Annotated in this window: 22 protein-coding genes, 1 tRNA gene and 1 riboswitch; of the genes, 9 read left to right on the top strand and 14 right to left on the bottom strand. The window is 62.3% G+C overall.

What is annotated here, in order from left to right:
* The 4 genes from ACE3OH_RS01000 to ribB all read left to right on the top strand — a co-directional run.
* Positions 1-954, top strand: a 954-nt coding sequence (locus ACE3OH_RS01000; protein WP_374347302.1) for an NAD(P)(+) transhydrogenase (Re/Si-specific) subunit beta, incomplete at its 5' end; no start/stop codon positions are given.
* Positions 955-1,033: 79 nt separating this feature from the next.
* Positions 1,034-1,804: a substrate-binding periplasmic protein gene (locus ACE3OH_RS00995; protein ID WP_374347299.1), complete on the top strand. Its 771-nt coding sequence runs from the start codon at positions 1,034-1,036 to the stop codon at positions 1,802-1,804.
* A 197-nt stretch (positions 1,805-2,001) separates the two neighbouring features.
* On the top strand, positions 2,002-2,463 hold the full coding sequence (locus ACE3OH_RS00990; protein ID WP_374347297.1) for a DUF962 domain-containing protein: 462 nt from the start codon (positions 2,002-2,004) through the stop codon (positions 2,461-2,463).
* 555 nt (positions 2,464-3,018) lie between these two features.
* A riboswitch (FMN riboswitch) is annotated at positions 3,019-3,184 on the top strand.
* A 128-nt stretch (positions 3,185-3,312) separates the two neighbouring features.
* On the top strand, positions 3,313-3,984 hold the full coding sequence (gene ribB / locus ACE3OH_RS00985) for a 3,4-dihydroxy-2-butanone-4-phosphate synthase (RefSeq protein WP_374347295.1): 672 nt from the start codon (positions 3,313-3,315) through the stop codon (positions 3,982-3,984).
* Between the two features lie 58 nt (positions 3,985-4,042).
* Here the strand turns inward: ribB and ACE3OH_RS00980 are convergent, their stop codons facing one another.
* The 7 genes from ACE3OH_RS00980 to ACE3OH_RS00950 form a co-directional block, all read right to left on the bottom strand.
* On the bottom strand, positions 4,043-4,471 hold the full coding sequence (locus ACE3OH_RS00980; protein ID WP_374347293.1) for a hypothetical protein: 429 nt from the start codon (positions 4,469-4,471) through the stop codon (positions 4,043-4,045).
* Positions 4,472-4,684: 213 nt separating this feature from the next.
* Positions 4,685-5,839, bottom strand: a complete 1,155-nt coding sequence (locus ACE3OH_RS00975) for a GTP-binding protein (protein WP_374347290.1) — start codon at positions 5,837-5,839, stop codon at positions 4,685-4,687.
* Positions 5,809-6,429 carry an AAA family ATPase gene (locus ACE3OH_RS00970; protein WP_374347289.1) on the bottom strand — a complete coding sequence of 207 codons (621 nt, stop codon included), beginning with the start codon at positions 6,427-6,429 and terminating at the stop codon, positions 5,809-5,811. Before ACE3OH_RS00970 ends, ACE3OH_RS00975 begins: the two co-directional genes overlap by 31 nt.
* A gap of 19 nt (positions 6,430-6,448) precedes the next feature.
* A complete protein-coding gene (locus ACE3OH_RS00965) occupies positions 6,449-7,729 on the bottom strand; it encodes an acetyl-CoA C-acetyltransferase (protein ID WP_374347285.1) in 1,281 nt (426 codons plus the stop codon).
* A gap of 174 nt (positions 7,730-7,903) precedes the next feature.
* Positions 7,904-7,977, bottom strand: a tRNA-Gly gene (locus ACE3OH_RS00960).
* 77 nt (positions 7,978-8,054) lie between these two features.
* On the bottom strand, positions 8,055-8,411 hold the full coding sequence (locus ACE3OH_RS00955) for a hypothetical protein (protein WP_374347283.1): 357 nt from the start codon (positions 8,409-8,411) through the stop codon (positions 8,055-8,057).
* A gap of 52 nt (positions 8,412-8,463) precedes the next feature.
* Positions 8,464-9,954: a YifB family Mg chelatase-like AAA ATPase gene (locus ACE3OH_RS00950; RefSeq protein WP_374347280.1), complete on the bottom strand. Its 1,491-nt coding sequence runs from the start codon at positions 9,952-9,954 to the stop codon at positions 8,464-8,466.
* A gap of 74 nt (positions 9,955-10,028) precedes the next feature.
* Here ACE3OH_RS00950 and ACE3OH_RS00945 point away from each other — a divergent pair, with 74 nt between their 5' ends.
* Both ACE3OH_RS00945 and ACE3OH_RS00940 read left to right on the top strand, forming a co-directional pair.
* Positions 10,029-11,081 carry a sensor histidine kinase gene (locus tag ACE3OH_RS00945; protein ID WP_374347278.1) on the top strand — a complete coding sequence of 351 codons (1,053 nt, stop codon included), beginning with the start codon at positions 10,029-10,031 and terminating at the stop codon, positions 11,079-11,081.
* On the top strand, positions 11,050-11,811 hold the full coding sequence (locus tag ACE3OH_RS00940; RefSeq protein ID WP_374347277.1) for a LytR/AlgR family response regulator transcription factor: 762 nt from the start codon (positions 11,050-11,052) through the stop codon (positions 11,809-11,811). Before ACE3OH_RS00945 ends, ACE3OH_RS00940 begins: the two co-directional genes overlap by 32 nt.
* Positions 11,812-11,832: 21 nt before the next feature.
* Here ACE3OH_RS00940 and ACE3OH_RS00935 read toward each other — a convergent pair whose 3' ends face one another.
* Positions 11,833-12,831 (bottom strand): alpha/beta fold hydrolase, encoded by a 999-nt coding sequence (locus ACE3OH_RS00935; protein ID WP_374347275.1) that lies wholly within the window; start codon positions 12,829-12,831, stop codon positions 11,833-11,835.
* A 90-nt stretch (positions 12,832-12,921) separates the two neighbouring features.
* Here ACE3OH_RS00935 and ACE3OH_RS00930 point away from each other — a divergent pair, with 90 nt between their 5' ends.
* Entirely contained in the window at positions 12,922-13,839 is a 918-nt protein-coding gene (locus ACE3OH_RS00930; RefSeq protein WP_374347272.1) for a lysophospholipase, read from the top strand.
* A 19-nt stretch (positions 13,840-13,858) separates the two neighbouring features.
* Positions 13,859-14,725, top strand: coding sequence for a hypothetical protein (locus ACE3OH_RS00925; RefSeq protein ID WP_374347270.1), 867 nt, complete (start codon positions 13,859-13,861; stop codon positions 14,723-14,725).
* A gap of 29 nt (positions 14,726-14,754) precedes the next feature.
* Here the strand turns inward: ACE3OH_RS00925 and ACE3OH_RS00920 are convergent, their stop codons facing one another.
* From ACE3OH_RS00920 to ACE3OH_RS00905, 4 genes are all read right to left on the bottom strand, one after another.
* Positions 14,755-15,477: an ABC transporter ATP-binding protein gene (locus ACE3OH_RS00920; RefSeq protein ID WP_374347268.1), complete on the bottom strand. Its 723-nt coding sequence runs from the start codon at positions 15,475-15,477 to the stop codon at positions 14,755-14,757.
* Positions 15,474-17,447 carry an ATP-binding cassette domain-containing protein gene (locus ACE3OH_RS00915; RefSeq protein WP_374347266.1) on the bottom strand — a complete coding sequence of 658 codons (1,974 nt, stop codon included), beginning with the start codon at positions 17,445-17,447 and terminating at the stop codon, positions 15,474-15,476. Before ACE3OH_RS00915 ends, ACE3OH_RS00920 begins: the two co-directional genes overlap by 4 nt.
* A gap of 2 nt (positions 17,448-17,449) precedes the next feature.
* A complete protein-coding gene (locus ACE3OH_RS00910) occupies positions 17,450-18,319 on the bottom strand; it encodes a branched-chain amino acid ABC transporter permease (protein ID WP_374347306.1) in 870 nt (289 codons plus the stop codon).
* A gap of 184 nt (positions 18,320-18,503) precedes the next feature.
* Positions 18,504-19,736: an ABC transporter substrate-binding protein gene (locus ACE3OH_RS00905; RefSeq protein WP_374347264.1), complete on the bottom strand. Its 1,233-nt coding sequence runs from the start codon at positions 19,734-19,736 to the stop codon at positions 18,504-18,506.
* A 322-nt stretch (positions 19,737-20,058) separates the two neighbouring features.
* On the opposite strand from ACE3OH_RS00905, the gene ACE3OH_RS00900 reads away from it, so the two are divergent.
* Positions 20,059-22,185 carry a prolyl oligopeptidase family protein gene (locus tag ACE3OH_RS00900; RefSeq protein ID WP_374347262.1) on the top strand — a complete coding sequence of 709 codons (2,127 nt, stop codon included), beginning with the start codon at positions 20,059-20,061 and terminating at the stop codon, positions 22,183-22,185.
* A gap of 108 nt (positions 22,186-22,293) precedes the next feature.
* Here the strand turns inward: ACE3OH_RS00900 and ACE3OH_RS00895 are convergent, their stop codons facing one another.
* Together ACE3OH_RS00895 and pnuC are read right to left on the bottom strand one after the other, a co-directional pair.
* Entirely contained in the window at positions 22,294-23,427 is a 1,134-nt protein-coding gene (locus ACE3OH_RS00895) for an AAA family ATPase (protein WP_374347260.1), read from the bottom strand.
* Complete coding sequence (gene pnuC / locus ACE3OH_RS00890; protein WP_374347258.1) at positions 23,424-24,005, bottom strand: nicotinamide riboside transporter PnuC; 582 nt, start codon at positions 24,003-24,005, stop codon at positions 23,424-23,426. The genes ACE3OH_RS00895 and pnuC overlap by 4 nt, the downstream gene beginning before the upstream one ends.
* Positions 24,006-24,082 lie beyond the last annotated feature (77 nt).

The following is a 24,082-nucleotide window of genomic DNA, read 5'->3' as shown; positions in this document are numbered from 1 at the left end:
AAATTGTCGGCCAAACTGGCCGCCAAGCCGCTGAAGGGCGGCTGGGTGAAGCCGGTGCAAATCGGCCTGGCGCTGGCCATGGTGGGTTTTGGCATTCACTACTTCACTACCGAATCGCTCAGCTCGTTCTGGATCATGACCGCGCTATCGCTGGTGCTTGGCTACTTCCTGATCGCGCCGATTGGTGGTGGCGACATGCCGGTGGTGGTGTCGATGCTGAACAGCTACTCGGGCTGGGCGGCGGCCGGTATCGGCTTTACCCTCAATAACTCGGTGTTGATCATTGCCGGTTCGCTGGTTGGCTCATCGGGCGCCATTCTCAGCTACATCATGTGCAAGGCGATGAACCGCTCCTTTGTCAGCGTGATTTTTGGCGGCAGCATGGGTGGTGATGCCGCTGCTGCGGGTGGCGATGCCGGGCCGAAAAATTACAAATCAGGCAGCGCCGACGATGCGGCCTTCCTGATGGGCAATGCCGATTCGGTGGTGATCGTCCCCGGCTACGGCCTGGCCGTATCGCGTGCCCAGCATGCCTTGCAGGAATTTGCCCATGCGCTGCAGGAAAAAGGCGTCAATGTGCGCTATGCCATCCACCCGGTGGCCGGCCGCATGCCCGGCCATATGAATGTGCTGCTGGCTGAAGCGGAAGTGCCGTACGAGCAGGTGCTGGAAATGGAGGAAATCAATTCCGATTTCAGCAATACCGATGTGGTGCTGGTGATCGGCGCCAACGACGTGGTGAACCCGGCCGCACTCAAGGATAAATCCAGCCCGATTTACGGCATGCCGATCCTGGAAGCGCACAAGGCGCGCACCGTAATTGTGGTGAAGCGCTCGATGAGCGCCGGCTATGCCGGTCTCGACAACGACCTGTTCTACATGGACAAGACCATGATGGTGTTTGGCGACGCCAAGAAGGTGGTGGAGGACATGATCAAGGGGGTGGCACACTGATCAGCCGCCCGTGTGAACGGGTCGCCAGACGGCGGCCCGTTTTCTTGTGTTGCGCACTCTGTCCACGAATACTGCCGGGATGATCCGCTTTGTCATCTACCTCGCCCTGGCGATGAGCTGTGCGCAGGCCGCGCCTTTACGGCTGGCCTTCAACACGCTGGCGCCATGGAAGATCTATGACGCGCAAGGGCAAGCGGCTGGTGCCTATACCGAAGTGGTGCGTGAGCTTGCGCGACGTTTGGGTCTGGAATTCAAAGCAATTGATTGCCCATTGAAGCGCTGCCTGGCCTTGCTGGAGCATGGAGAGGTCGATGTGGCGATCGGTTTGCAGAGCTCCGGCGAGCGCGAGAAATACCTGCATTTTCTGCAGACGCCGTATCGGCTGCATGCCAGCGACAAGGTGTTCTATCTGCGGCGCGGCGAGCAGGGGCGCTTGCAGCGCTATGAAGATCTGCACGGATTGACGGTGGGCACCCGGCTTGGCAGCGAGGTGTTTGACCGTTTCGATGACGACCGGCAGATCCGCAAGGAAGCGGTGCCCGATCCGGCGGTGAATTTCCGCAAACTGCTGCTGCGCCGGCTCGATGCGGTAGCGATTCCCGAGGACCAGGGCGAGTTCTTGCTGGCAACCCTGCAGCTTGGCCAACAGATTGAAAAGGCACCGTTTCGCCAGCTCGATGCCACACCGCGCTTTCTGGCAGTGGCTCGGCTTTCACCCTTGGCAACGCGTTTGTCCGACTTCGAGGCCGCCATGGCGGCCATGCGCAACGATGGCACGCTCAGACGGTTGTACTTGATCCACTACTACCAGCGCTTTGGCGTTAGCGAGCAGGCGGTGCCGATCGAATAGACCGCTGCCGTGGCAGATTTGTCGAACTGCTGGTGCATCTGGCGTTTGTTTTCTTCCCACTGTGAAGCCAGTGCGAAAGCACCATGAATCGGTCGTTAAAGCAGCTGGCAAAGCAAGCGCTTGCCGCATGCGACAAGTTGCGCTCAAATGTCCCGCACAAGCGTGTTTCATGTGAAACCGCAATAAAGGAGACAAGCATGACCCTCGATGAATGGCTCAATGCCTATGGCGAAAGCCATCAGAACGCCACCAATATCGCCATCCATAAAATCTGTGTGCCGGCCATCATGTTTACCGTGCTGGGCATGATGTGGACCATACCGGTGCCTGGTGCGCTGGCGACTATCCCGTTTGCCAATTTCGCTACGCTGACCGCCGTACTCAGTCTGCTGTTTTACGCACGCTTGTCGCTGAGTATGGCGGCCGGCATGGGCCTGATGGCCGGCCTGTGCCTTTTGGCTCTGCAGCAGATGCAGCTGGCTGGCTTGCCGATTCTGCGTATCTCGATTGCTGTGTTCGTCATCGCCTGGATCGGCCAGTTCTATGGCCATAAGGTGGAAGGCAAGAAGCCGTCGTTTTTCCGCGATCTGCAGTTTCTGCTGATCGGCCCGGCCTGGACCCTGAGCTGGCTGTATCGCCGCTTCGGTATTCGCTACTGATCGGGTGGGCTTGGGCCCAAACCCCTTAAACCTGTAGGCACAGAGCACACCGAGACCACAGAGCACACAGAGAAAACGAGTCTGAAACAGGTTTATCTCTGTGTGCTCTGTGTCCTCCCTGTTCTCTGTGTCTACAGGTTTGCTTTTGGCTTTGAATTCATTGCCGTGCTTCGCCAGAATCAGCCTTAAACCTGTAGACATAGAGCCACCGAGACCATAGAGGGCACAGAGAAAACGAGTCTGAAACAGGTTTATCTCTGTGTGCTCTGTGTCCTCATTGTCCTCTGTGTCTACAGATTTGCTTTTGGCTTTGAATTCATTGCCGTACTTCGCCAGAACCAGCCTTAAACCTGTAGACATAGAGCCACCGAGACCACAGAGGGCACAGAGGAAACGAGTCTGAAACAGGTTTATCTCTGTGTGCTCTGTGTCCTCATTGTTCTCTGTGTCTACAGATTTGCTTTTGGCTTTGAATACATTGCCACTTTCGCCAGAACCCGCGTTGCGAGCAGGGTCGCCACCTTGTTACCATGCGCCGCCGCCCGATTTCGGGCGGTGCGTCTTCAGGGCGGGGTGAAATTCCCCACCGGCGGTAGGGTAACGGCCAGTTTCGTGGCCGCTGCCGAGCCCGCGAGCGCCTGGATGGCCTGGCCATCCAGGGTCAGCAGATCCGGTTCAATGCCGGAGCCGACGGTCATAGTCCGGATGAGAGAAGACGAACGCGCAACGCCCCTGCTCTGGCGGCAGGTCGCTGCGCGTCCACTTTGGCCAGCCGGTTTGCCGCATCGTGCGGCAGCCCTTGCTGCGCCTTGCCCTGAGCGCTTCTTTATTTTCACAAGGAGCGTTGTCATGTTTGAACAGTATTTCCAATCCACCACCCCCAACCAGCGTGTTGCGGCGGCTATTGCCGCCATTGCAGCAGGCGGCGCGGTAGCCTTGCTCGACGATATCGATCGTGAGAACGAGGGGGATCTGATCGTTGCGGCCGAGCGCGTCAGCGTGCCGCAGATGGTGCGCTTGATTCGCGATTGCACCGGCATTGTCTGCCTGAGTCTGTCGGCTGAACGGGTCGAGCAACTCGGTTTGCCGCCGATGGTGGCGGATAACCGCAGCCGCTATGGCACGCCATTTACCGTGTCGATCGAGGCACGCGAAGGGGTGAGTACCGGCGTGTCGGCAGCTGATCGGGTTGCCACGACGCGGGCAGCGTTGAGCGGCGACCCTGGCGCCATCGTCAGCCCTGGCCATATCTTCCCCTTGCGCGCCACGCCCGGTGGCGTGCTGGCGCGGCGTGGTCACACCGAAGGTGCCGTTGACCTTGCAGTACTGGCCGGCCTTGCGCCAGGCGCCCTGCTGTGCGAGCTGATGCGCGACGACGGTGAAATGATGCGCGGTGAGGAAATCGTCGCCTATGGCTTGGCCAACCGGGTGCCGGTGCTAACCATCGACGATCTGGTGCAATGGCGTTTACAGCAGCATGACGCGGCAACACCTTGGGTGGCGCAGCTGGACGCAGCCTGATCATCTGCGGTAGCAGTAGCCTGGGGCGTAGCAGGGCTTGGTGATCGCACCTTGCCATTTAGCGAGAGCCAAGATCCTCACCGCGCTCCAGGCGCTGCAATGCGGCGATTAGCTCGGCATTGCCGGGTTCACGCGACAGGGCCTTTCGTATCAACGCTTGCGCTTCATTGCGGCGCCCATAAGCCAGATAGACGCGCGCCTGCTCGATCGGCGTATCGGCGGCAGGATGGTTCGCTTTCTTACCGGTATTGCCTTGCAAGTGCTGAAGAAGATGGGCCAGGGCGGCACTGATGCAGACCAGCACTGGCAGCAGGAACAGCAGCCGCTTTTCGCCTTGTACTACGCCCGAGTACAAGGCAAACCAGGCCAGATCAGCGCTCAGGCAAGCGGCCGCCAGCAAGCCGCATAGGGTGGGAACCAGCCCGCGGCGCGGATAGCACAGCAAACTTCCACCTGCGCCGAGAAAGGTGAGCGCAATCGCTGGCATGAACCACCATGGTGGCGGTACGGGAAATCGCGAGCCGGACTCTGTTTGGGCCGGTGCCAACCAACCCATCGCCAGCGCCAGTATGTATGACCCGGCCAACAGAAACGCTAGCCCGAGCCAACGGGCTCGTTGCGGCGTAAGCTGGTATTGGTCGTTCCTTGCCATTGCCTACCACTCCTGTCGTGCCGTCGTCGGAACCGGATTCGCGCGAGTTTATGCCGAGTCGATCAGGCAGCTAGCCCACGCTGCTTCCAGCGTTGACCAATCCGCCGCACCGCCGCTGATGATCAGCTCGGCGCGGCAATCGCGGCGCCAGGCAATTTCCACTGCGCTGGCTTCGCCGCTCACCCAGTTGAACAGCAACCAGCCATGGTCGGTATGAAACACCCCCTTGGCACGGGCAATCGGCGGCAGATTAAGGCTGGCGTGGTCGTGCAGGCGCTGGAATAGTGCTGCAAGCCGGTCAGCAGAAAAGCGCTGCTCGGGCGCCCAGATCCAGCCACGGCTGGATTGATCGCCGACTTGATTATCGCGAACCGCAGCCGCTTTGCCGGGCGCAAGCATGCTGGCCGGCAAGGCTGGTTCTTCGACTGGGCCTGTGGCCGGGACTTTTCGGCTTGGCATCGTGGGGCGACTAGGTGGTGAATGCGGCGCTAGCCGCTCGCTCGCCACATCCAGCAAATCCAGTGGCAACTCGCCCTGGCAGGTGGTGATCCAGGCCTGCTTGGGCGGATACAGCCCGGCCGCCATCGCATTGAAGCGATCCACCTGCGCGGCATCTGCGCGGTCGCACTTGTTGGCCACCAGCACATCGGCCAGGGCGATCTGATCACGCCAGGTTTCGTTGAAGCTGTAGCGGCTGTCATCGAGCTGGCGCGGATCGACCAGGGTGATGATGGCGCGCAGCTCCAGCGCGGCGGCCAGGTAGGGGTCACGCAGCACATCGACAATGCCGGCAGGGTGGCCAAGGCCCGATGGCTCGATCAGGAGCCGGTCCGGCCGTCTCTCCCGCAATAGCCGGGTCAGGCTCACCCGCAGCATCGGGCTGGTGGTGCAGCAAATGCAACCGCCAGGGACTTCGACTACTTTCAACGTTTCACCGCGCGGCCGGCCTGGCAACTCGCCCGCCCCCGCAGGGGGGTGTGGGGTTGGGGAGAGGGTAGCAAGCGCCTCCTCGCGCATCGCTTCGATCACCGCCCCATCAATGCCGACCTCGCCGAATTCATTCACCAGCACCGCCCAGTATTCACTGGCCGGTTTGCTGGCCAGCAGATGGCGAACTGCCGTGGTCTTGCCCACGCCAAGAAAGCCGGTGATCAGGTTGACCGGTACGCGCTTCATGCCAGCCAGTCGAGGATTGCTTGCCATTGCGCCAGATCCTTGGCCACGCGCGGCGCCGGCAGGTCGAACAGACCGAGGCCGCGCGGCAGGGTTTGTAGATAGTACTGGGTGTCGCGCAGGCAGCTCAGTACCGGCAGATCGAACTGGGCGAGAAATTCCGCCAGTTGCTCGGCGGCGCGGGTGCCGGTCTTGACCCGCATGCCGACCACGCCGATTTCCACCTTGCCCTTGCGCACCTGTTTTTCACTGGCCAGCCGGGCAAAAAAGTCTTGGCTGGCCCACATATCGAAACTCGACGGTTGCACCGGCACCAGGATGCGATCAGTCAGCTTCAATACGGCTTCGAGTCGCTTGCCACTGAGGCCGGCCGCGGTATCCAGAATCGCCACCTCGCTGCCCTTGGGCGGCTTGCTCAGATCGTCGTCCTCCACTTCCCACAGGCCGATGGCCGGAAAGTTGGGCGAGCGCAGGCGCAGCCAGTGGTGCGCCGAGCGCTGACGGTCGATATCGCCAAGCACCACCCGCTTGCCCTGCCAGGCAAAGTGGCTGGCCAGATTGGTGGCCAGGGTGGACTTGCCGGCGCCGCCCTTGGGGTTGGCGATCAGGATGGTCAGCACGCGGCTGCTCCAGAGCGCATTACGGCCGCTCGACGATGGCCGCCACGCCCATGCCGCCGGCGGTGCAGATCGAGATCAAGCCGCGACCGCTGCCGCGCTGTGCCAGCAATTTGCCCATGGTGCCGAGAATGCGCGCACCGGTGGCGGCAAACGGGTGACCGACCGCCAGCGAGCTGCCATGCACATTGATCTTGGCCGGGTCGATTTCGCCGAGCGGCTGGGCAAGGCCGAGGCGCTCGCTACAGTATTTGGCTGATTCCCAGGCGCGCAGGGTGCACAGCACCTGGGCGGCAAAGGCTTCGTGGATTTCGTAAAAGTCGAAATCCTGCAGGCTCAGGCCGGTGTCTTTGAGCAAGCGCGCCACCGCAATGGTCGGCGCCATCAACAAGCCCTCACCGGCGACAAAATCCACCGAGGCATTGCGGGTGTGGGTCAGGAAGGCCTGCACCGGCAAGCCGCGCGCCTGTGCCCAGCCCTCGCTTGCCAGCAGCACGCTGGCGGCGCCATCGGTCAGGGGGGTGCTATTGCCGGCGGTGAGCGTGCCCTGGCCGGATGTCTTGTCGAACGCCGGCTTCAGGGTGGCGAGCTTTTCCAGGGTGGAATCGGGGCGCAGATGGTTGTCACGCGTCACGCCAGCGTGCGGCACGATCAAGTCGTCGAAAAAGCCGGCCTGATACGCGGCGGCTGCTTTTTGGTGGCTGTCGAATGCCAACCGATCCTGGTCTTCCCGCTTGATGCCCCACTGCTTGGCCATCACTTCGCAATGCTCGCCCATCGACATCTTGGTGCGCGGCTCGCCCGCAGTCGGTGATTGCGGCTTGAGTTCGCCCAGGCCAAAGCCCTTGAACGCGCCAAGCCGCTCGCCAAACGATTTGGCATTGGCCAGCCGGATCAGCCGCTTGGCAAAGCGCGGCCCGAACACGATGGGTGCGTCCGACGTGGTATCGGTGCCGGCGGCAATGCCGCTCTCCAGTTCACCAATGGCGATCTTGGCGCCAATCTGCGAGGCCGCCTGCAGGCTGGTGCCGCAGGCCATCTGTACGGTATAGGCAGTGGTCAGCGGCGACAGCTTGGTGGACAGCACTGCTTCGCGCGCCAGATTCCAGTCTTTGGAATGCGAAATCACCGCACCGGCGCCCACTTCGCCGATTTCGACGCCAGCCAGATCAAACCGGGCGCTCAGGCCATTGATGGCGGCGCTGAGCATGTCGAGATTGCTCTGGTCTTGATAGAGCGTATTGGAGCGGCAAAACGGAATACGGCTGCCGCCGATCAGGGCAACCCGGCGCAAGCTGGACATGGCGATACTCGGATGGGGAAAGTGCGAAGTGTAACGTTTCGCCGGCAGGGCGGCAGCTCGGCATAGGGCTAGCCCGTGTCGACTATTGGCTCGGCTGCTCAATACGGCTGATGGGCTGCTCTGAGAACCAGACGCAAAAAAGCCAGGCCGATAAGGGCCTGGCTTTTGCGTATCTGGAGCGGGCGATGGGAATCGAACCCACGGCTCTAGCTTGGGAAGCTAGGGTATTACCATTATACGACGCCCGCGAAGGCGGCGATTCTAACAGCTTTTGGGCTGAGGGAAATGCCGCTCTGCCAATCCGCCAAGTACGCGCATTGGCGCATCAAGCCGGCGGGAAGTCCATTTCAAGCACCTGCACTGGCTTGGCAAGGTCTTCGCCATAGCCCTCGATGCGCAGTTTTCGCGCTGTATCGTCGCCGATCACCACCACACACCAGCTCTGGCTCGGTTTGTCGCCCGGGCAATAGGCCGCCTTGCCCGGCGGTGGCGGGAAGCTGGCGGCGATGATGCTGCTCATGGCAACTTGCGCTGCGACACTGGCGCGCATCTGCGGGTCGACATCATGCACGCTGTCGCGTAGCAGGCGCGAATGCACGATGCTGTCCATCTGCCGGACCGCCGCGTGCAGATCATCGCTTTGCGGGTCACGGCTGCAGGCCGATAGGGCAAGGCTCAGCATCAGTAGTTTGCAAAGATCATTCATGGCGGACCTTGGTGGGGGCTCGTTCGGCTTACAGGCTGCGCCGATACTGGATCGCCTCGGCCAGGTGCGGGCTGCCAATGTGGGTGCTGCCGGCCAGGTCGGCAATGGTGCGGGCGACGCGCAATATGCGGTGGTAGGCGCGGGCGGAGAGTTCCAGCTTGTGCATGGCGGTCTCCATCAATTTGGCACCAGCGTTATCCAGCGGTGCGAATTGATCGAGCTCGCGGCTGCCCAGCTGGGCGTTTTCCTTGCCTTGCCGCTGTAGTTGCCGCTCGTGCGCCAGCGCTACCCGTGCCCGCACCGCTGCGCTGGGCTCGCCCGCTGCCGGCGCTGCCAGCTCGGACTGCGCCACGGCCGGTACTTCGATGATCAGGTCGATGCGATCGAGCAGCGGGCCGGATAGCTTGCCGCAATAGCGCGCCACCAGATCCGGCGTGCAGCGGCAGCGCCCATTCGGGTGACCGCGATAGCCGCAGGGGCAGGGGTTCATGGCGGCGACCAGCTGAAACGCTGCCGGGAACTCCGCCTGCCGTGCTGCCCGCGAGATGACGATGCGCCGGCTCTCCAAGGGCTCGCGCAGCACTTCCAGCACGCGCCGATCAAATTCGGGTAATTCATCGAGAAACAATACCCCGTGGTGCGCCAGGCTGATTTCGCCGGGGCGCGGTTCCGAGCCGCCACCAACCAGTGCCACCGCTGAGGCGGTGTGATGGGGTGCCCGATGCGGCCGCTGGCCAAAGGTATCGGCGCGAAATCCCTGCGAGCCGAGCGACTGGATGGCGGCGGCTTCCAGTGCTTCGTCATGGCTCAGCGGCGGCAGCAGGCCGGGCAGGCGGGCGGCCAGCATCGATTTGCCGGTGCCGGGCGGGCCGACCATCAGTAGGGAATGCGAACCTGCCGCCGCAATCTCCAGCGCCCGCTTGGCCGGCTGCTGACCTTTGACATCGGCCAGATCGGGGTAGCTCGGTTGCGGCGGCGCCATGGTTGCCTGATAGCGTGGCAGGGCGGTATGGCCGGCCAGATGGGCGCATACCGCCGCCAGGCTGTCGGCCGGGTAGATGATGGCATCGCTGATCAAGGCGGCTTCGGCGGCGTTGGCTGCCGGCACGATAAAGCTGCGGCCGGCGCGGCTGGCTGCCATCGCCATGGTCATGGCACCGCGTATCGGTCGCAATTCGCCGGTCAGGGCCAGCTCACCGGCAAATTCGTATTGGTCCAGGGTGCTGGCCGGTATCTGTCCATTGGCGGCGAGAATGCCCAGCGCAATCGGCAGATCGAATCGGCCCGATTCCTTGGGCAGATCGGCCGGTGCCAGATTGACAGTGATGCGCCTTGCCGGAAACTCGAAGCGCGCGGTCTGAATGGCGGCGCGCACCCGATCGCGTGCTTCGCGCACCTCGGCATCCGCGAGGCCCACCAAGGCAAAGGCGGGCAAGCCATTGGCCAGATGCGCCTCCACCACCACTTCCGGCGCGTTGACGCCATTCAGGGCACGGCTATACAGCACCGCCAATGACATGCTTTTCCTCCAGACTCTGGCTTGGACTTGCAAGATGACTATGCCGACTGCATAGGCCTTCTATAATGGCGGCCATGACCCAAGTGCTGCCAGAACGTGTGCCCGACCAGCTGCCAGATTTCCGCAATCTGGGCGTGATGCTGCGTACTTTGCTCACGGTGAATATAGCTGCCATTGCTGCCTGCATTGCAGCCAGCAATTCGCTTTATGCCATCTGGCCGCTGTTCCGCGATGCTGCTGCGGTGCTGGAACCGACACTCTTGCTGGTAATGGGTGTGCTCGCAGCACTCGGACCCTGGCTGCACCGGCAGTCTTACGGCCGTGGCGCGTTGCTCACCATGGCATTGGCGCTGGCCAGTGCCATTACCGTGCGCAGCGGTCTCGTGTCCATTTTGCCTACCGATGCCATGGCGGTGGGCAAGACCGTGGTCTATACCGCCGGCCTCACCTGGGGCCTGCTCGCCTATTTTCAGTTGCGCGGCCGCGCCATGTCACCGCTACTGACTGAAGCACGCTTGCAGGCGCTGCAGGCACGCATCCGGCCGCATTTTCTGTTCAACAGCCTCAATGCCGTGTTGAGCCTGATCCGCAAGGAGCCGATGAAGGCCGAGCATGCGCTGGAAGACCTCGCCGACCTGTTTCGCGTATTCATGGCAGAAAACCGCGACCTGATGCCGCTGGCCCGTGAAATGGATTTGGCTCGCCAGTATCTGGGTATTGAGCTATTAAGACTGGGGGACAGGCTGCAAGTGGAGTGGCATACCGACAAGATGCCCGGTGATGCGTTGATCCCGCCGTTAACCTTGCAGCCACTCCTTGAAAATGCCGTCTACCATGGTATCGAACCTTCTGCCGCGCCGGGCATCATCGCCATCAATGTGTATCGGGCGCGCGACGAGGTGCATATCGACATCCGCAATCCGTATTTTCGCGATGGTGGTCAGCACCATGCCGGAAACAAGATGGCGATGGGAAATATCCGCGAGCGGCTGGCCCTGCATTTCGATGCCGAAGCCAGCCTGAAAACCACCGTTGGCAGCGACTATTATCAGGTGCATATCACCTTGCCATACCGTCCAGGACGCAAAGCCCGCCATGACCGCCCTGCTCAGAGTTTTTCTGGTTGATGATGAACCGCCGGCATTGAGCCGGCTTCAGGACTTGCTGGCCGATTGCCGCGCCAGCATTCCGCATGAGCTGGTCGGCACGGCACAGACCGGTACCGAAGCCATTGAAAAGCTGGTGCTGCATCCAGCCGACCTGGTGCTCACCGATATCAATATGCCGGGCATGAATGGCCTGGAACTGGCGCGCCATCTTGGCCGCCTGCATCACCGTCCGGCCGTGGTGTTCTGTACCGCTTTTGATGAATTTGCCGTGCAGGCATTCGAAGTCCATGCACTTGACTACCTGCTCAAGCCGATCCGGCTCGAGCGTCTTGAGGCGGCGCTACAGCGCGCCAAGGAGATGGCGCATCCATCTCCGGAAGTGCTGGGCGGCTTGTCGCCGGCGCCGCGTCGTTATTTCAGTGTGTCGGAACGCGGCCGGGTGCGGCTGGTGCCGGTGGATTCGGTACTGTTTCTCAAGGCTGAGCTCAAATACGTGACGCTCAAGACTGCCGAGGCCGAATTTTTGCTGGAAGAGTCGCTCACCCAGCTGGAAGCGGAATTCGGCGAGCGCTTTTTGCGCATCCATCGCAACTGCCTGGTGGCGCGAGACAAGCTCAATGGCTTTGAGCGTGGCCACGACGAGGGCGATGGCCATTGGCTGGCAATGATCGAGGGCTGCCACGACAAATTGCCGGTAAGCCGCCGCCAGGCCCATGTGGTGCGCGAATTCCGCCGCAACGGCGTGTAACGGCGTCAATTATCTGGCGCTTCAGACCAGCTCCTGTTGCGGCTTGGCATCGGCAAGTGCGTGATCGGCAGATTCGCTGACCGTTTGCGTCTCAGCGGTCGCTGTCAGCCCGGCAAGAAACTGTCGATATACCCGCGCCGTGGCATCCGGTTTTTCCAGCATCGGTACATGGCCGCAGGCCGGCAGGATGGCGGTCTGTGCATGGGGAATGCCGGCCTGGAATAGCTTGATCGACGAGATATCGAGCACGCGGTCATCGTCGCCCCACAGGATCAGGGTGGGCGCGGAGATCTGTGGCAGGCGGCTATCGAGCCAGATGCGCTCGGTAAAGATCTCGTGAAATACCACGTCCTGATCATCGGAAACCAGCATGCGGTGCGCCACCAGATAGTCGCGCAGATAGCCGGGCACAAATGGTTTCTTGTGATACACCAGCTGCAGGATGCGGTCGAAATCGGATGGCTTGCGCACCAGCAGCCAGTTTTCGCCAATCAGTGCGGCCTCGTAGAAGGGGCTGCGCGTGGGCATATCCACGCCGGCGGCATTGAACAGCGCCAGCGAGGCGATGCGCTCCGGGTGGGCGGCGGCAAAGGCAGCGGCAAAATAGCCACCCAGTGAATTGCCGACCAGATGGATGTGTTGCAGATGCAACATATCGACAAAATCCTTCAGCCGCGCCAGCTGGTTATCCAGCGAGTAGGATTTGCCGCCGAGATAGCCGGTGTCACCAAAACCGGGCAGGTCGGGAATGATGATGCGGTAGTGTTCGCGCAGCAATGGCGCCAGCATCACCCAGTTGTCGGCATCGCCACCAAAGCCGTGCAGCAGCAGCATCACCGGCGCATCACGCGGGCCGGTTTCGTAATAGACCAGCTCGAAGCCATCTACGCCTATGCTGTGCCGCACATAGCCGGCACGGCGCCGCAACAGATTGATGGTGGCTTCTGCCCAGCGCCGCCAGGTCAGCCCGATGGTTACCAGTAATACACCCGCAATGCCGACGGCGATCCACCAGATCATGCGCTATCCTCTTCCGCATTCGCTTTTGCGAAAACCGCGCGGCACCATCTGCCGGTTTTCTCCGACCATTCTAACCGCTCCGAATTCTCCATGCAGATTGATACCCAGATTGCCGGCGATGGCGCAACACTGGCCCGCTACCATTGGCCCGCCGCCACGCCGCGCCGCATCGTGGTCATTGCCCACGGCATGGCAGAGCACGCCGGGCGCTACGACGATTTCGCCCGTTTCCTGGTCGAGCACGATTGCGAAGTGTGGGCGCTCGATCACCGCGGCCACGGCGGCAGCGTGCAGGCGGGGCGCAAAGGTCACTTCGCCGATCAAGGCGGCTTTGCGCTGGTGGTCGGCGATTTGCTGGCCTTGGTTGAAAAGGCGCGTGCCGCGCTGCCCGGTTTGCCCCTGGTGCTGTTCGGGCACAGCATGGGCTCGTTCATCTCACGTGCCGCCGTGTTGCAGCGCCCTGGGCTGATCGACGGCCTGGTGCTGTCGGCCACCGGCTTCCGGCAAGCGCCACTGGCACGGCTGATGGGCTGGATAGCCGGCCGCAGTGGCCGCAAGCACGGTTTCGATCAACCGTCGGTACTGATGCGCAAGCTGGTATTCGGCACCTTCAATTTGCGCTTTTCCCCCAAACGCACCGGTTTTGAATGGCTGAGCCGCGACGATGCCCAGGTGGACCGCTATATGGCCGACCGCGATTGCGGCTTCGATTGCTCGGCCAAACTGTGGCAGGACCTGTTCGGCGCCATCGTGACCATGGAGCAGCGCGAGGCCGGCGGAGCAACGCTACCGGGCAAGCTGTCGGTCTGGTTGCTGGCTGGCAGCCATGATCCGGTCAGCATGGGAGGCAAGGGCTGCAAGCAGCTGGCGGAGCGCTATCTTGGCCTCGGCTTGCGCGATGTGGTGGTGACCCTCTACCCGAAAGGTCGACATGAGATGCTCAACGAAACCAATCGGGACGAGGTCTACCAAGCCATGCTGAGCTGGCTGGAGCGGCGTTTCACGTGAAGCGGCGATTGGGGAAGGTATGAGCGAATTCCGTATCGATGATTTGAGCGCGGTGCCCGATGCCGCCCTGCTTGAAGCCGTCAACGAAGCGTTTGCCGACTATGCCGTGCCGCTCAATTTCGATCAGGTGGCGCTCGACACCATGCTGCGGCGACGCGGCTTTGACGCCAGCCTGTCTGCCGGGGTATTCCAGGGTGGTCGCCTGCTGGCCTTTCACCTGATCTGCCGAGGCGCATGGGATGGGCGGCCCGTGGTGTATGACGCGGCCAGTGGTGTCGTGCCCGCAGCGCGTAACCAGCGCCTGAGCCGGCAGATGTTCAGCTGGCTGGCGCCGCGCTGGCGGGCGGCCGGCATGGCGCAATGCCGGCTCGAAGTGATGGAAGAAAACACCATGGCACAGCGCAGCTATGAAGCCACAGGCTTCAAGCGGGTGCGGCAGTTCGACTGCCTGAGCCTGCGCAATGCCGGCCATGTGGTGGTGCCGGATGGACTGGTGCTGGGTTCAGAGGAAAGCAATGTACTGCCGGTCGGGTTTGCCGATTGGCTCGAAGATGCACCGTCCTGGCAGAACAGCGTGGCTGCCATGGCCGCCACGCCGCAGCGTTTTTTGCGTATCAGCCTGGAGCAGGACGGCCAATGTCGCGCCGCTGGCCTGGTCAATCCCGCCAGCGGCGAAGCCCCGCTGTTTGCCGTAGACCCGCAGTGGCGCCGTCGCGGCGCAGGCCGCGCGCTAGTGGCGGCGATGCGCCAGCAAAGCACGCTGCCCTTACGCTTCATCAACCTGAAAACCGGCGGGAGCGCCGCTGCCCTGGTGCGGGCAATGGGCGCGGAGTCGCTGGGCGGGCAGTGGGAAATGGCTTGGGACTTGGGCCAACAAAGCGGATAAGGACTTGTATGGCCGCTGCCGCACAAGGCCTAGCCCAGATACGCCTCCAGCACCCGTGGGTCCTGGCGCAGCGCATCCGGGCTGCCTTCGGCGGCCAGCTGGCCGCGTTCGATCACATAGGCATAGTCGGCCACTGCCAGCGCCATCTGGGCGAATTGCTCCACTAGCAGCATGGTGATGCCCTCACGCTTGAGTGCCTGGATGGCGTCGAACACGGTATCGACCATTACCGGCGCCAGGCCCATCGAGGGCTCGTCGAGTAGCAGCACGGTCGGCTCCGACATCAGCGCCCGGCCGATCGCCAGCATCTGCTGCTCACCACCCGACAGGGTGCCGGCCAGCTGGCCGCGCCGTTCGGACAGGCGTGGAAACAGCGCATAGATATGATCGAGTCTCGCCTTGGCCTTGCGCGCATAGCCAAAAAAGCCGGGCAGGCGGTGATAGGCGCCCAGCAGCAGATTGTCTTCCACTGTCAATGGCGCAAACACGCGGCGGCCTTCCGGGCAGTGCGCCATGCCGAGGCGCACGATCTTCGATGCCGCTTCGCGCTGGATAGGCTTGCCTGCGAGGCTGACTGCGCCATCGCTGGGGCGGATCATTCCCGATACCGCGCGCATCAGGGTGGTCTTGCCGGCGCCGTTGGAGCCGATCAGGCTGACCAGCTGTCCCTTGCCGACTTTCAGCGAAATGCCATGCAGCACTTCGGACTTGTTGTAACCGGCTTTGAGGTTGTCGACTTCAAGTGCGTTCATGGTGTGTCCAGTGCCGGGCTGGCGGTGATGGCATCGGTGTGGCCGGCTGATCCCAGATAAGCCTGGATCACCAGCGGATTGCGGCGTACTTCCTCGGCGCTGCCACGGGCGATTTCGCGGCCGCCGTCGAGCACGATCACCCGGTCGGACAATTCGGCCACCACATCCAGATGGTGCTCGATCAGGATGATGCTGATCCCGCGTGCCTTGATCTGGCTGATTACTGCTTTCAGCCTTTCCACATCGGGGTGCGACATGCCGGCTGCCGGCTCGTCCAGCACCAGCAGGGTCGGCTTGGCGGCCAGGGCGCGGGCGATTTCCATAAAGCGCTGGTCGCTATAGGTGAGGTCGCGTGAGCGGATGCGGGCTTTGTCTTCCAGCCCGACCAGGCGCAGCAAGGCCAGTGCAGCACTTTGTGCCGCCTGTTCTTCCTTGCCGCCCAGGCCGGCGGCCACCAGCGGCCAGGGCAGGCGGTAGGCGCCGCGCAGCGATACCGACACATTGTCGATGGCGCTGAGGTCACCAAAAATCTGCAGATTCTGGAAGGTACGGCTGACGCCTCGGCGGCTGGCAGCCAGCAGGCCGCGTGCGTCGATGCGGCTGCCGGCCAGGGTGATATGGCCGGCGGTGGGCGCATACAGGCCAGACACCACATTGACCAGCGATGATTTGCCCGAGCCATTCGGGCCGATCAAGGCCAGTGCTTCGCCTGCGGCTACCTGAAGGCTGACGCCGTCCACCGCCTTTACCCCGCCGAAATGCAGCTTGATATCGCTGACTTCCAGCACCGCAGCGGTGCTGGCGCTGCGCAGTGGCAGCACGCTGTCGATATCGGCCGCCGGCGGCAAGGGCGCGGCGGGCAGCTTGAATAGCTGGGCCAGGTGTTGCGACACAAAGCCCATCAGCCCGTCCGGCAGGCCCACTACCACGGCAAACAGCATCAGGGCGAACAGGCCTTTGCGCCACGATTCCAGGTCGGTGGCGCGCAGGGCGATAAACAGCAGCAAGGCCATGGCGATGGCTGGCGCCACATTGCTGAAGCTGGCTTCCTTGCGCAGCGTTGCGCGCAAGGCATGGCCGATGGCTAGCAGGGCGCCGGCGCCGCCCAGCGCCAGAAATACCGTCTTGTTCGACAGCATATTGGGCAGCAGCACCACCAGGGCGGCACCGACCAGGGCGCCCCACACGGCCTTGCGGCCACCCAGCACCGAGCCGAGCAGCAGGGTGATGCTCAACTCATAGCTGAAGCTTTGCGGCTGCAAGAAGCCCAGATTGAAGGCATACAGGCCACCGGCAAAGCAGCCCAGCGCCGAGCCAAAGGCAAAGGCCAGCACCTTTTGCCGCAGGGCGCCGATGCCCATGGCGTCGGTGGCGATCGGGCTGTCCTTCAGTGCAGCAATGGCGCGGCCCCAGCGGCCTTCCATCAGGTTGCGGGCGCCCAGCCACACCAGGGCCAGCAGCAACAGGCAGATCCAGTAAAACGGCCGCGCCTCCATGGTGCCGTGTCCCAGCAAGGCCGGGCGCGGCACTTGCAAGCCCTGCGCGCCCTGGGTAATCGATTCCAGCTCATTGAGGCATAGCACCGCCAGAGTACCGAACGACAGGGTGGCCAGGGCAAACTGCGGCCCCTCCAGGCGCAGGGCCGGGATGGCCAGCAGGCCACCCAGCAGCAGGCCGACCAGGGTAGCCACCAGTAGCGCCGGTAGCAGGCTGAAGCCGAAGTGGGTCACCATCAGTGCGGCGGCATAGCCGCCCAGACCCATAAAGCCGGCATGGGCCAGATTCACCTGGCCGAGATAACCGACGGTGGCATCCAGCCCGATCAGCGAGATGGCGTAGATCACCAGCAGGGTCAGCAGGCCCATGGCATAGGGTGAGCCGCCCGCCAACAGGGGCAGGGCCGCCAGCGCCAGCAGGGCGAAACATTCGACGGCGCGTACCGCCGCCTTGCGAGAAAGCGTGTGCGCCATGGTCAGACCTTCCGGATAGTGGCTTTGCCGAACAGCCCATTGGGGCGCAGGGCCAGTACCGCGATCAGCAGCACGATGCCGGGCGCTTCGCGCCAGCCCGAACCGAGATACACGCTGGCCAGACTCTCCATTACCCCCAGCACCAGCCCGGCGATGATGACACCGAAGCCCGATTCCAGCCCGGCCACCACCGCCACGCTGAATGCCTTCAGGATCAGGCCGCCGGCCATGGTCGGTCCAACCGTGGTGATCGGTGCGATCAGAATGCCGGCAAAGGCGGCAGTGGCGCCCGATAACGCATAGGCCAGCGCCACGGCGCGCCGTGAGCTGATACCCATCAGCTCGGCCACTTCCGGGTCGGCGGCGACCGCGCCGACCGCCTTGCCCAGCAGGGTTTTGCGGCGGAATAGTTCGATGATGCACATCAGCCCCAAGGCGCCGACAAAGATGGAAATCTCGAACCAGGTAACCGAGATCTTGCCCAGCGCCAGCGGCGTATCGGGAATCGGCGTTGGCAGTGGCCGATCATCGCGGCCCCAGATATTCTCGGCCAGCGAGGCGCCAAACAGGCCGAGGATGATGGTGAGCAGAATCCAGCCCTCATTCTTTTGCTGCAAGGCCAGCCGCACGCCGACCCGCTCGACAAACAGGCCGAGGCCGGCGCCGGCCAACAGGGTCAGCACCACCGCTGCCGCATAGGGCATGCCGGTGCCGATCAAGGACAGGGCAATAAAGGCCGAAATCATCACGCATTCGGCCTGGCCGAAATTCACGCTTTTGGACGGCGCAAACGTCAGCTGGAAGCCATAGGCGATCAGCGCATAGGCCATGCCCATCGCCGCACCGCTTTCGCCCATCTGGGCGATAACCATCAAGTCCACGGGTGATCCTTTTTGCAGAATCGGGTCGTTGTTCTCCCTCTCCCGCAAGCGGGAGAGGGGCGGGGTGAGGGCGGCTGATCAAGTGTCACTTCAACACAGCGCACCCTCATCCGGCCCTTTGGGGCCACCTTCTCCCGCTTGCGGGAGAAGGGATAGACAGGTGTTGCTGGTGCGATTAGCGATCCAGCTGCTCGACGCGCTTTTTGTCTTCCTCATGGGCAAAGGTCACCCGGCCGTCGCGGGCCAGGCCTACCACCACGCGCTCCTTGCGGAAGGCCTCATGGCTTTCCGGCTTGGCCGGGTCCCAGCTGCTGTATGGCTTCACCCATTTGGCAATGGCGCCTTCCACCGGTTTTTGCAGGTTTTCCAGCGCGTCCTTGATGGCCTTGCCATCGGTAGAGCCAGCCTGCTCGATGGCGGCGGCCAGCACCTTCATCGCGTCGTAGCCCTGGGCGGCCGAAACCGGTGAGGGAATGCGCTCGACCTTGTAAGCGGCCTTGTAGGCGGCGATAAAGGTTTTGGCGCGCGGGGTGAAGTCTTCCTGGATAAAGGTCTGCGGCATCATCGCGCCATTGGCGCTGGCGCCGGCGTTATCGAGGAAATTACTCATCGATAAAGACCATGATCCGAACATCGGCGCCTTGATGCCCAGCTTGTTCATGCCCAGTGAAATGGCCGCCAGCTCCGGGCCGACGCCTACGGCGAAAATCGCCTGCGCACCGGCCAGCTTGGCCTTGAGCAATTGGGCCGACATATCCTTGCTGCCGATCGAGAATTTCTCGTTGGCCACCACTTCGACTTCACTCATGGCAGCAAAGCGTTTCATCAGGTCATCGCGGCCCGATACACCGTAGTTGGTGTCGTCGGCCAGGATGGCGATCTTCTTCAGGCCCTGGCGCTTTACTGCCTCATCGATCATCAGATCCCATTGCACACCGTCGTTGGCGGAAAAGCGGAAGATGTACAGCTCGCCCTTGGGTATCAGATTCGGCTCTTTCAGCCATTGGCCCATCGCCGCGGTGCCGGATGAGATGGCGATGATGCGCGGCTTTTTCGCCTGCTGGTAGAACTTGTCGCCAGCCAGCACCACGCCGGTATTGGCGGTGCCGACCACTGCCACCACATCGTTCATCGAAGCGAGCTCTTGCGCCACCAGGGCGCCGCGCTCGTTCTTGGCTTCGTCATCGCGCTCGACTGCTTCGATGGTGAACTTCTTGGCGCCGATTTTTAGGCCGCCGGCAGCGTTGATTTCGGCAATGGCCAGTTTGGCGCCATCGCGGGTGGAAACCCCCATCGGGGCCGAGCCGCCGCTGAATGGGCCGGTGACGGCGATCTTGATGCTGTCGGCGCTGGCAAAGCTGCTCAGGCCGAGCAAGGCTGCGGCCAGTACGGTGATGCGCGAATTCATGTTGTCGTCCTTTTTGGTTGCAATGGATCAGCGGCGTCTCTAGCCGGCGCCTGCCTTGATGTGCGGGCGTACTGTACTACGGCTATCGCGCTGGCGGCGATAGTCGGGCTGCCGGCTTGCCCTGCCCGTGTCTGTGCGTAGTCATCTGCAGCGCGATGCGCTGCTGCGGCGCATCAGGTGCGGTGCTTGCTGCATAAAAGCGCAGCATGCTAGCGTGCCGCCTTTGCGGGCCGAACCCGCCTGCCTGTTGCTCAGGATTCGCCTCGCCATGGTTGCCGGGCGGGCCGATACCCCGAGCCATCACCAAGGAGAATTCTGTTCCATGAAACGACAAGCAATCACCGTGCTGGCTGCACTGCTGGCTGGTAGCAGCCTGCTGTGCGCTGCAGAGGCACTGAGCTATCCGACCACCCGCAAGGTTGACCAGGTCGACAACTATTTCGGCACCAGCGTGGCCGACCCCTATCGCTGGCTGGAAGACGATAATGCCGCCGATACCAAGGCCTGGGTGGTGGAACAGAACAAGCTGACCTTCGGCCAGCTGGAACAGATTCCGTTTCGGCCGGCGGTACTGAACCGTATCAAGACCATTGCCAACTACGCCAAGTACAGCGCGCCATTCCAGAAGAACGGCTACATCTATTTCTACAAGAACGACGGCCTGCAGAACCAGTCGGTGCTGTATGTGCAAAAGGGCGAACAGGGCAAACCGGAAATCTTGCTTGACCCGAATACCTTCTCGGCTGACGGCACGGTCAAGCTGACCTCGTTTGCCATCAGCAAGGATGGCCGCTACGCCGCCTATGGCCGCACCGCCATTCCGGGCTCGGACTGGCACGATATCTATGTGATGGACTTGCGCACCCGCAAGACCCTGCCCGAGGTGATCCGCTGGGCCAAGTATTCCGATGCATCGTGGCGTGGCGATGGCTTTTACTACAGCCGCTTTCCCGAGCCGCCCAAGGACAAGGTGCTGACCGCCCGCAACGAGCACCAGAAGGTTTACTACCACAAGATCGGCACGCCGCAGAGCGCCGATGTCCTGGTGCATGAAGACCCGAAGAACCCGACCTTCTATGTGAGCGTCAGCGTTACGGAAGACGAGCGTTTCGCCATCCTCACCGAGCAAGATCCGAACAAGCGCGGCAATACCCTGGCAGTGCGCGACGAACGCAAGGGCGAAAAGGCGTTCCGCCCGATCATTGCTGAATTCAGCGAAGACAGCTTCAGCGTGATCGACAACGAGGGCGACAAGCTGTTTATCGAGACCAACCGCAAGGCGCCGAACAAGAAGGTGATGGTGTACGACCCGCGCCACCCGGCCGAGAGCGAGTGGACCACCCTGATCCCTGAACAGCCGGAATTGCTGGAATACCTCAATACTGCCGGCGACAAGCTGTTTGCCGTGTATTTGAAGGATGTCACGGCTCACGCCTATGTCTACAACCGCCAAGGCAAGCGCGAACACGAGATCGCCCTGCCGGGGCCCGGCAGCGTGGGCGGCTTGGGTGGCCTGAAGTCGGACAAGCGCACCTATTACACCTTCAGCTCGCAGAATTACCCGGCAACCATCTTCAAGTACGAGCTGGCCAGCAAGAAGGCCAGCCTGTTCCGCGCACCGGAGATTCCCGGCTTCAAGTCAGACGACTACGAGAGCCACCAGCTGTTCTTCCAGAGCCGCGACGGTACGCGGGTGCCGATGTTTATCGTGCACAAGAAGGGTCTGAAGCTCGATGGCAAGAACCCGACCATCCTGTATGGCTATGGCGGCTTCAATGTCACCCTGAACCCGACCTTCAGCGCGACGCGGGTGGCCTGGCTGGAGCAGGGCGGCGTGTATGCGATGGTGAATCTGCGCGGCGGTGGCGAGTATGGTGAAACCTGGCACCAGGCCGGCACCAAGCTCAACAAGCAGAATGTGTTCGATGACTGCATTGCCGCAGCCGAAACGCTGATCAAGCAGGGCTACACCAGCGCCAGCCATCTGGCCTTGCAAGGCGGCAGCAATGGCGGCCTGCTGGTTGGCGCAGTGATCAACCAACGCCCCGATCTGTTCCGGGTCGCCATCCCGCAGGTGGGGGTGATGGATATGCTGCGCTTTCAGAAATTCTCGGCCGGCACCGGCTGGGTGGCGGACTATGGCTCAAGCGATAACGAAGCCGAGTTCAAATACCTGCTCGGCTACTCGCCGCTGCATACCATCAAGGCCGGCGTGAGCTATCCGGCTACCCTGGTGACCACCTCGGACCACGACGACCGCGTGGTGCCGGCGCACTCCTTCAAGTACATCGCCACCTTGCAGGAAAAAGCCGCGCCGACCTCGCCCTATTTGATCCGCATTGCCACCAATTCCGGCCACGGTGCCAGCAATCTGACCAAGAATCTGGAAGAAGCGGCCGATATCTATTCCTTTGCCTGGCGCAATATGGGCTTTACGCCGAAGTATTGATTGATCGCAGCGTCAGCAAAAAGCCCGGCCATCTTTGATGACCGGGCTTTTTTGTTAGTGCGTGTCAGGCTGGCGTAGTCCGTAATCCGGCAAATTCTCGGGGTCGATTCAATTACCTTGCTGGCGTGCTTCAAGCGGTAGAGCAAATTGCCAGGCCTGGGCCAGCAAGCTGTCGATGGCAGCCAACGCTTTGTGGCAACGCGCTGGGCGGTCGCCCTCCAGTTCCAGCCAGGGTACGGTCTGTGCCGCCAGTACCTCGCGAAAGCGGGCGGTCATCCAGGGGCGCAGATGCTCGCCATCGCGCAGGCCATCGTCTTCAAATGGCACGCCCGCATGGCTGGTCAGCAGATACAGCGCGCGCGGCGGCATTGCGGCGGCGATTCGGGCGACCGCTGCATTCGCTTGTGCCATATAGCGCTCGTGCCAGATATGCGTCGCCAGGGCGTCGGTGTCGCACACCAGTACCGGCCCGCCGCTGCGTGCCGCCTGTTGCTCGCGCCGGCACTGTTCGAGGGCAATGGCGACAAAGTCCTCGCTATGCCAGTCCAGCTGCTCTGGCCGGCAATGCGGATTGCTGGCCCGCGCCACCGCCAGCAAATTGGCGCTGTACTCGCGGCCAAATTCGCCCACCCATTCGGTGCGGCTCCAGATGCCACCGCGCGCCTGCAAGGCCTGTGCCAGATCGCGTGATAGCGTGGTGGTGCCGGTGGACTCGGCGCCGACCACCACCACGCGTAGTGCCAGACCGGCGCGTACCGGCTCCGGCAGATGCAGCCAGCGCGCGATGGGTGAGCCCCTGACTGCCGTGCCCGATACCGGATGCAGCACCCGCGGCTGGTCCAGGCAGATATGGGAGGCAGCAAAGCGGCGTGCCAACTCGTCGCCATAGGGCTCCGAGGTGAATACCGCATCGACTGGCCGCGCCGCACCGTATTGCCGGTCTGCCTGGGCTAGCGCTTGGCGCATGATGGCAATGTGGGCGTCCCAAATCGCCGGGTTGTGGTAATCGACCGCTACGTCGTCCAGCTCGGCGACAATGCGAACATTGGGCAGGTCTTGCACGGTTTCGCGCAACCACTGCACCCGCAAAGGCATGGGCAAGGATTCGACGCTGGACCCAAGCACCGCCACGGTGACACAGGCCGCATGGCGCGCGGCGGTCCGTATCAGGTATTCGTGGCCACGGTGTGGCGGATAGAACTTGCCGATCACCAGCCCATGTTGATAAATCACCCGGTTCATATGGCGGCTTGCCTCATTGTGGCCGGCGCAAGCGAGCACCAACGACGCCAGCCCTGCAGGCAAAGCAGCAGGAACACCGCATAGAGCGCGGCAATCAGCGGCAGGTCGCGGCTGATATAGAGCGGAATCGATATCAGATCGACCACTATCCACCACAGCCAGCTGGAAACCTGGCGCTTGTTGAGCTGCCATTGCGCCGCAAGGCTCAGTGCGGTGATCAGTGCATCGACCGGTGGGCAGGCGCCTTTCAGCAACACCAGCACACGCCATAGCGCCAGCGTCACGATCACGGTGATCGCGCCCAGTAGCAGCTGCTCGCGTGGGCTGGTTTCAAACACCGGCGACGATTCTTGGCCGATGCCCTGCCGCAGCCATTTCCACCAACCCAGAGCGCTCAGCACGATAAAGACGATTTGCAGCGATGCATCGGCAAACAAGCGCTGCTGCAGAAATACCAGGCCAAGGATGGCGCTATTGAGGATGCCAACCGGAAAATTCCAGATATTGCCGCGCGTGGTAAGCCAGACGCAGATAAGGCCAGAGATAAAACCGGCCAGATCGCCTGCCGATACCGGCATGGTGGCTACAGAGAATAGCGGTTGAGTTAGAAGCGCGAGGTGTTCCATGGGCATGAAGTGCCAAATAGCCGGTTCGC

This window comes from Chitinimonas sp., assembly GCF_041904975.1.
In the GTDB taxonomy this organism is placed as follows: domain Bacteria; phylum Pseudomonadota; class Gammaproteobacteria; order Burkholderiales; family Chitinimonadaceae; genus Chitinimonas.
The sequence above is the reverse complement of the archived record's forward strand: the minus strand, read 5'-3'. Positions and strand labels throughout refer to the sequence as shown.

Bases quoted from the DNA above. Each gene is read 5' to 3' on its own strand.
- ACE3OH_RS00950 (WP_374347280.1), bottom strand. From the start codon at position 9,954: ATGTCATTGGCGGTGCTGTATAGCCGTGCCCTGAATGGCGTCAACGCG.
- ACE3OH_RS00925 (WP_374347270.1), top strand. From the start codon at position 13,859: ATGAGCGAATTCCGTATCGATGATTTGAGCGCGGTGCCCGATGCCGCC.
- ACE3OH_RS00975 (WP_374347290.1), bottom strand. From the start codon at position 5,839: ATGGCAAGCAATCCTCGACTGGCTGGCATGAAGCGCGTACCGGTCAAC.
- ACE3OH_RS00915 (WP_374347266.1), bottom strand. From the start codon at position 17,447: ATGGCGCACACGCTTTCTCGCAAGGCGGCGGTACGCGCCGTCGAATGT.
- ACE3OH_RS00980 (WP_374347293.1), bottom strand. From the start codon at position 4,471: ATGCCAGCGATTGCGCTCACCTTTCTCGGCGCAGGTGGAAGTTTGCTG.
- ACE3OH_RS00955 (WP_374347283.1), bottom strand. From the start codon at position 8,411: ATGCTGAGCCTTGCCCTATCGGCCTGCAGCCGTGACCCGCAAAGCGAT.
- ACE3OH_RS00965 (WP_374347285.1), bottom strand. From the start codon at position 7,729: ATGTCCAGCTTGCGCCGGGTTGCCCTGATCGGCGGCAGCCGTATTCCG.
- ACE3OH_RS00910 (WP_374347306.1), bottom strand. From the start codon at position 18,319: ATGGTTATCGCCCAGATGGGCGAAAGCGGTGCGGCGATGGGCATGGCC.
- ribB (WP_374347295.1), top strand. From the start codon at position 3,313: ATGTTTGAACAGTATTTCCAATCCACCACCCCCAACCAGCGTGTTGCG.
- ACE3OH_RS00995 (WP_374347299.1), top strand. From the start codon at position 1,034: ATGATCCGCTTTGTCATCTACCTCGCCCTGGCGATGAGCTGTGCGCAG.
- ACE3OH_RS00920 (WP_374347268.1), bottom strand. From the start codon at position 15,477: ATGAACGCACTTGAAGTCGACAACCTCAAAGCCGGTTACAACAAGTCC.
- ACE3OH_RS00935 (WP_374347275.1), bottom strand. From the start codon at position 12,831: ATGATCTGGTGGATCGCCGTCGGCATTGCGGGTGTATTACTGGTAACC.
- ACE3OH_RS00905 (WP_374347264.1), bottom strand. From the start codon at position 19,736: ATGAATTCGCGCATCACCGTACTGGCCGCAGCCTTGCTCGGCCTGAGC.
- ACE3OH_RS00900 (WP_374347262.1), top strand. From the start codon at position 20,059: ATGAAACGACAAGCAATCACCGTGCTGGCTGCACTGCTGGCTGGTAGC.
- ACE3OH_RS00940 (WP_374347277.1), top strand. From the start codon at position 11,050: ATGACCGCCCTGCTCAGAGTTTTTCTGGTTGATGATGAACCGCCGGCA.
- ACE3OH_RS00945 (WP_374347278.1), top strand. From the start codon at position 10,029: ATGACCCAAGTGCTGCCAGAACGTGTGCCCGACCAGCTGCCAGATTTC.
- ACE3OH_RS00990 (WP_374347297.1), top strand. From the start codon at position 2,002: ATGACCCTCGATGAATGGCTCAATGCCTATGGCGAAAGCCATCAGAAC.
- ACE3OH_RS00930 (WP_374347272.1), top strand. From the start codon at position 12,922: ATGCAGATTGATACCCAGATTGCCGGCGATGGCGCAACACTGGCCCGC.
- ACE3OH_RS00895 (WP_374347260.1), bottom strand. From the start codon at position 23,427: ATGAACCGGGTGATTTATCAACATGGGCTGGTGATCGGCAAGTTCTAT.
- pnuC (WP_374347258.1), bottom strand. From the start codon at position 24,005: ATGCCGGTATCGGCAGGCGATCTGGCCGGTTTTATCTCTGGCCTTATC.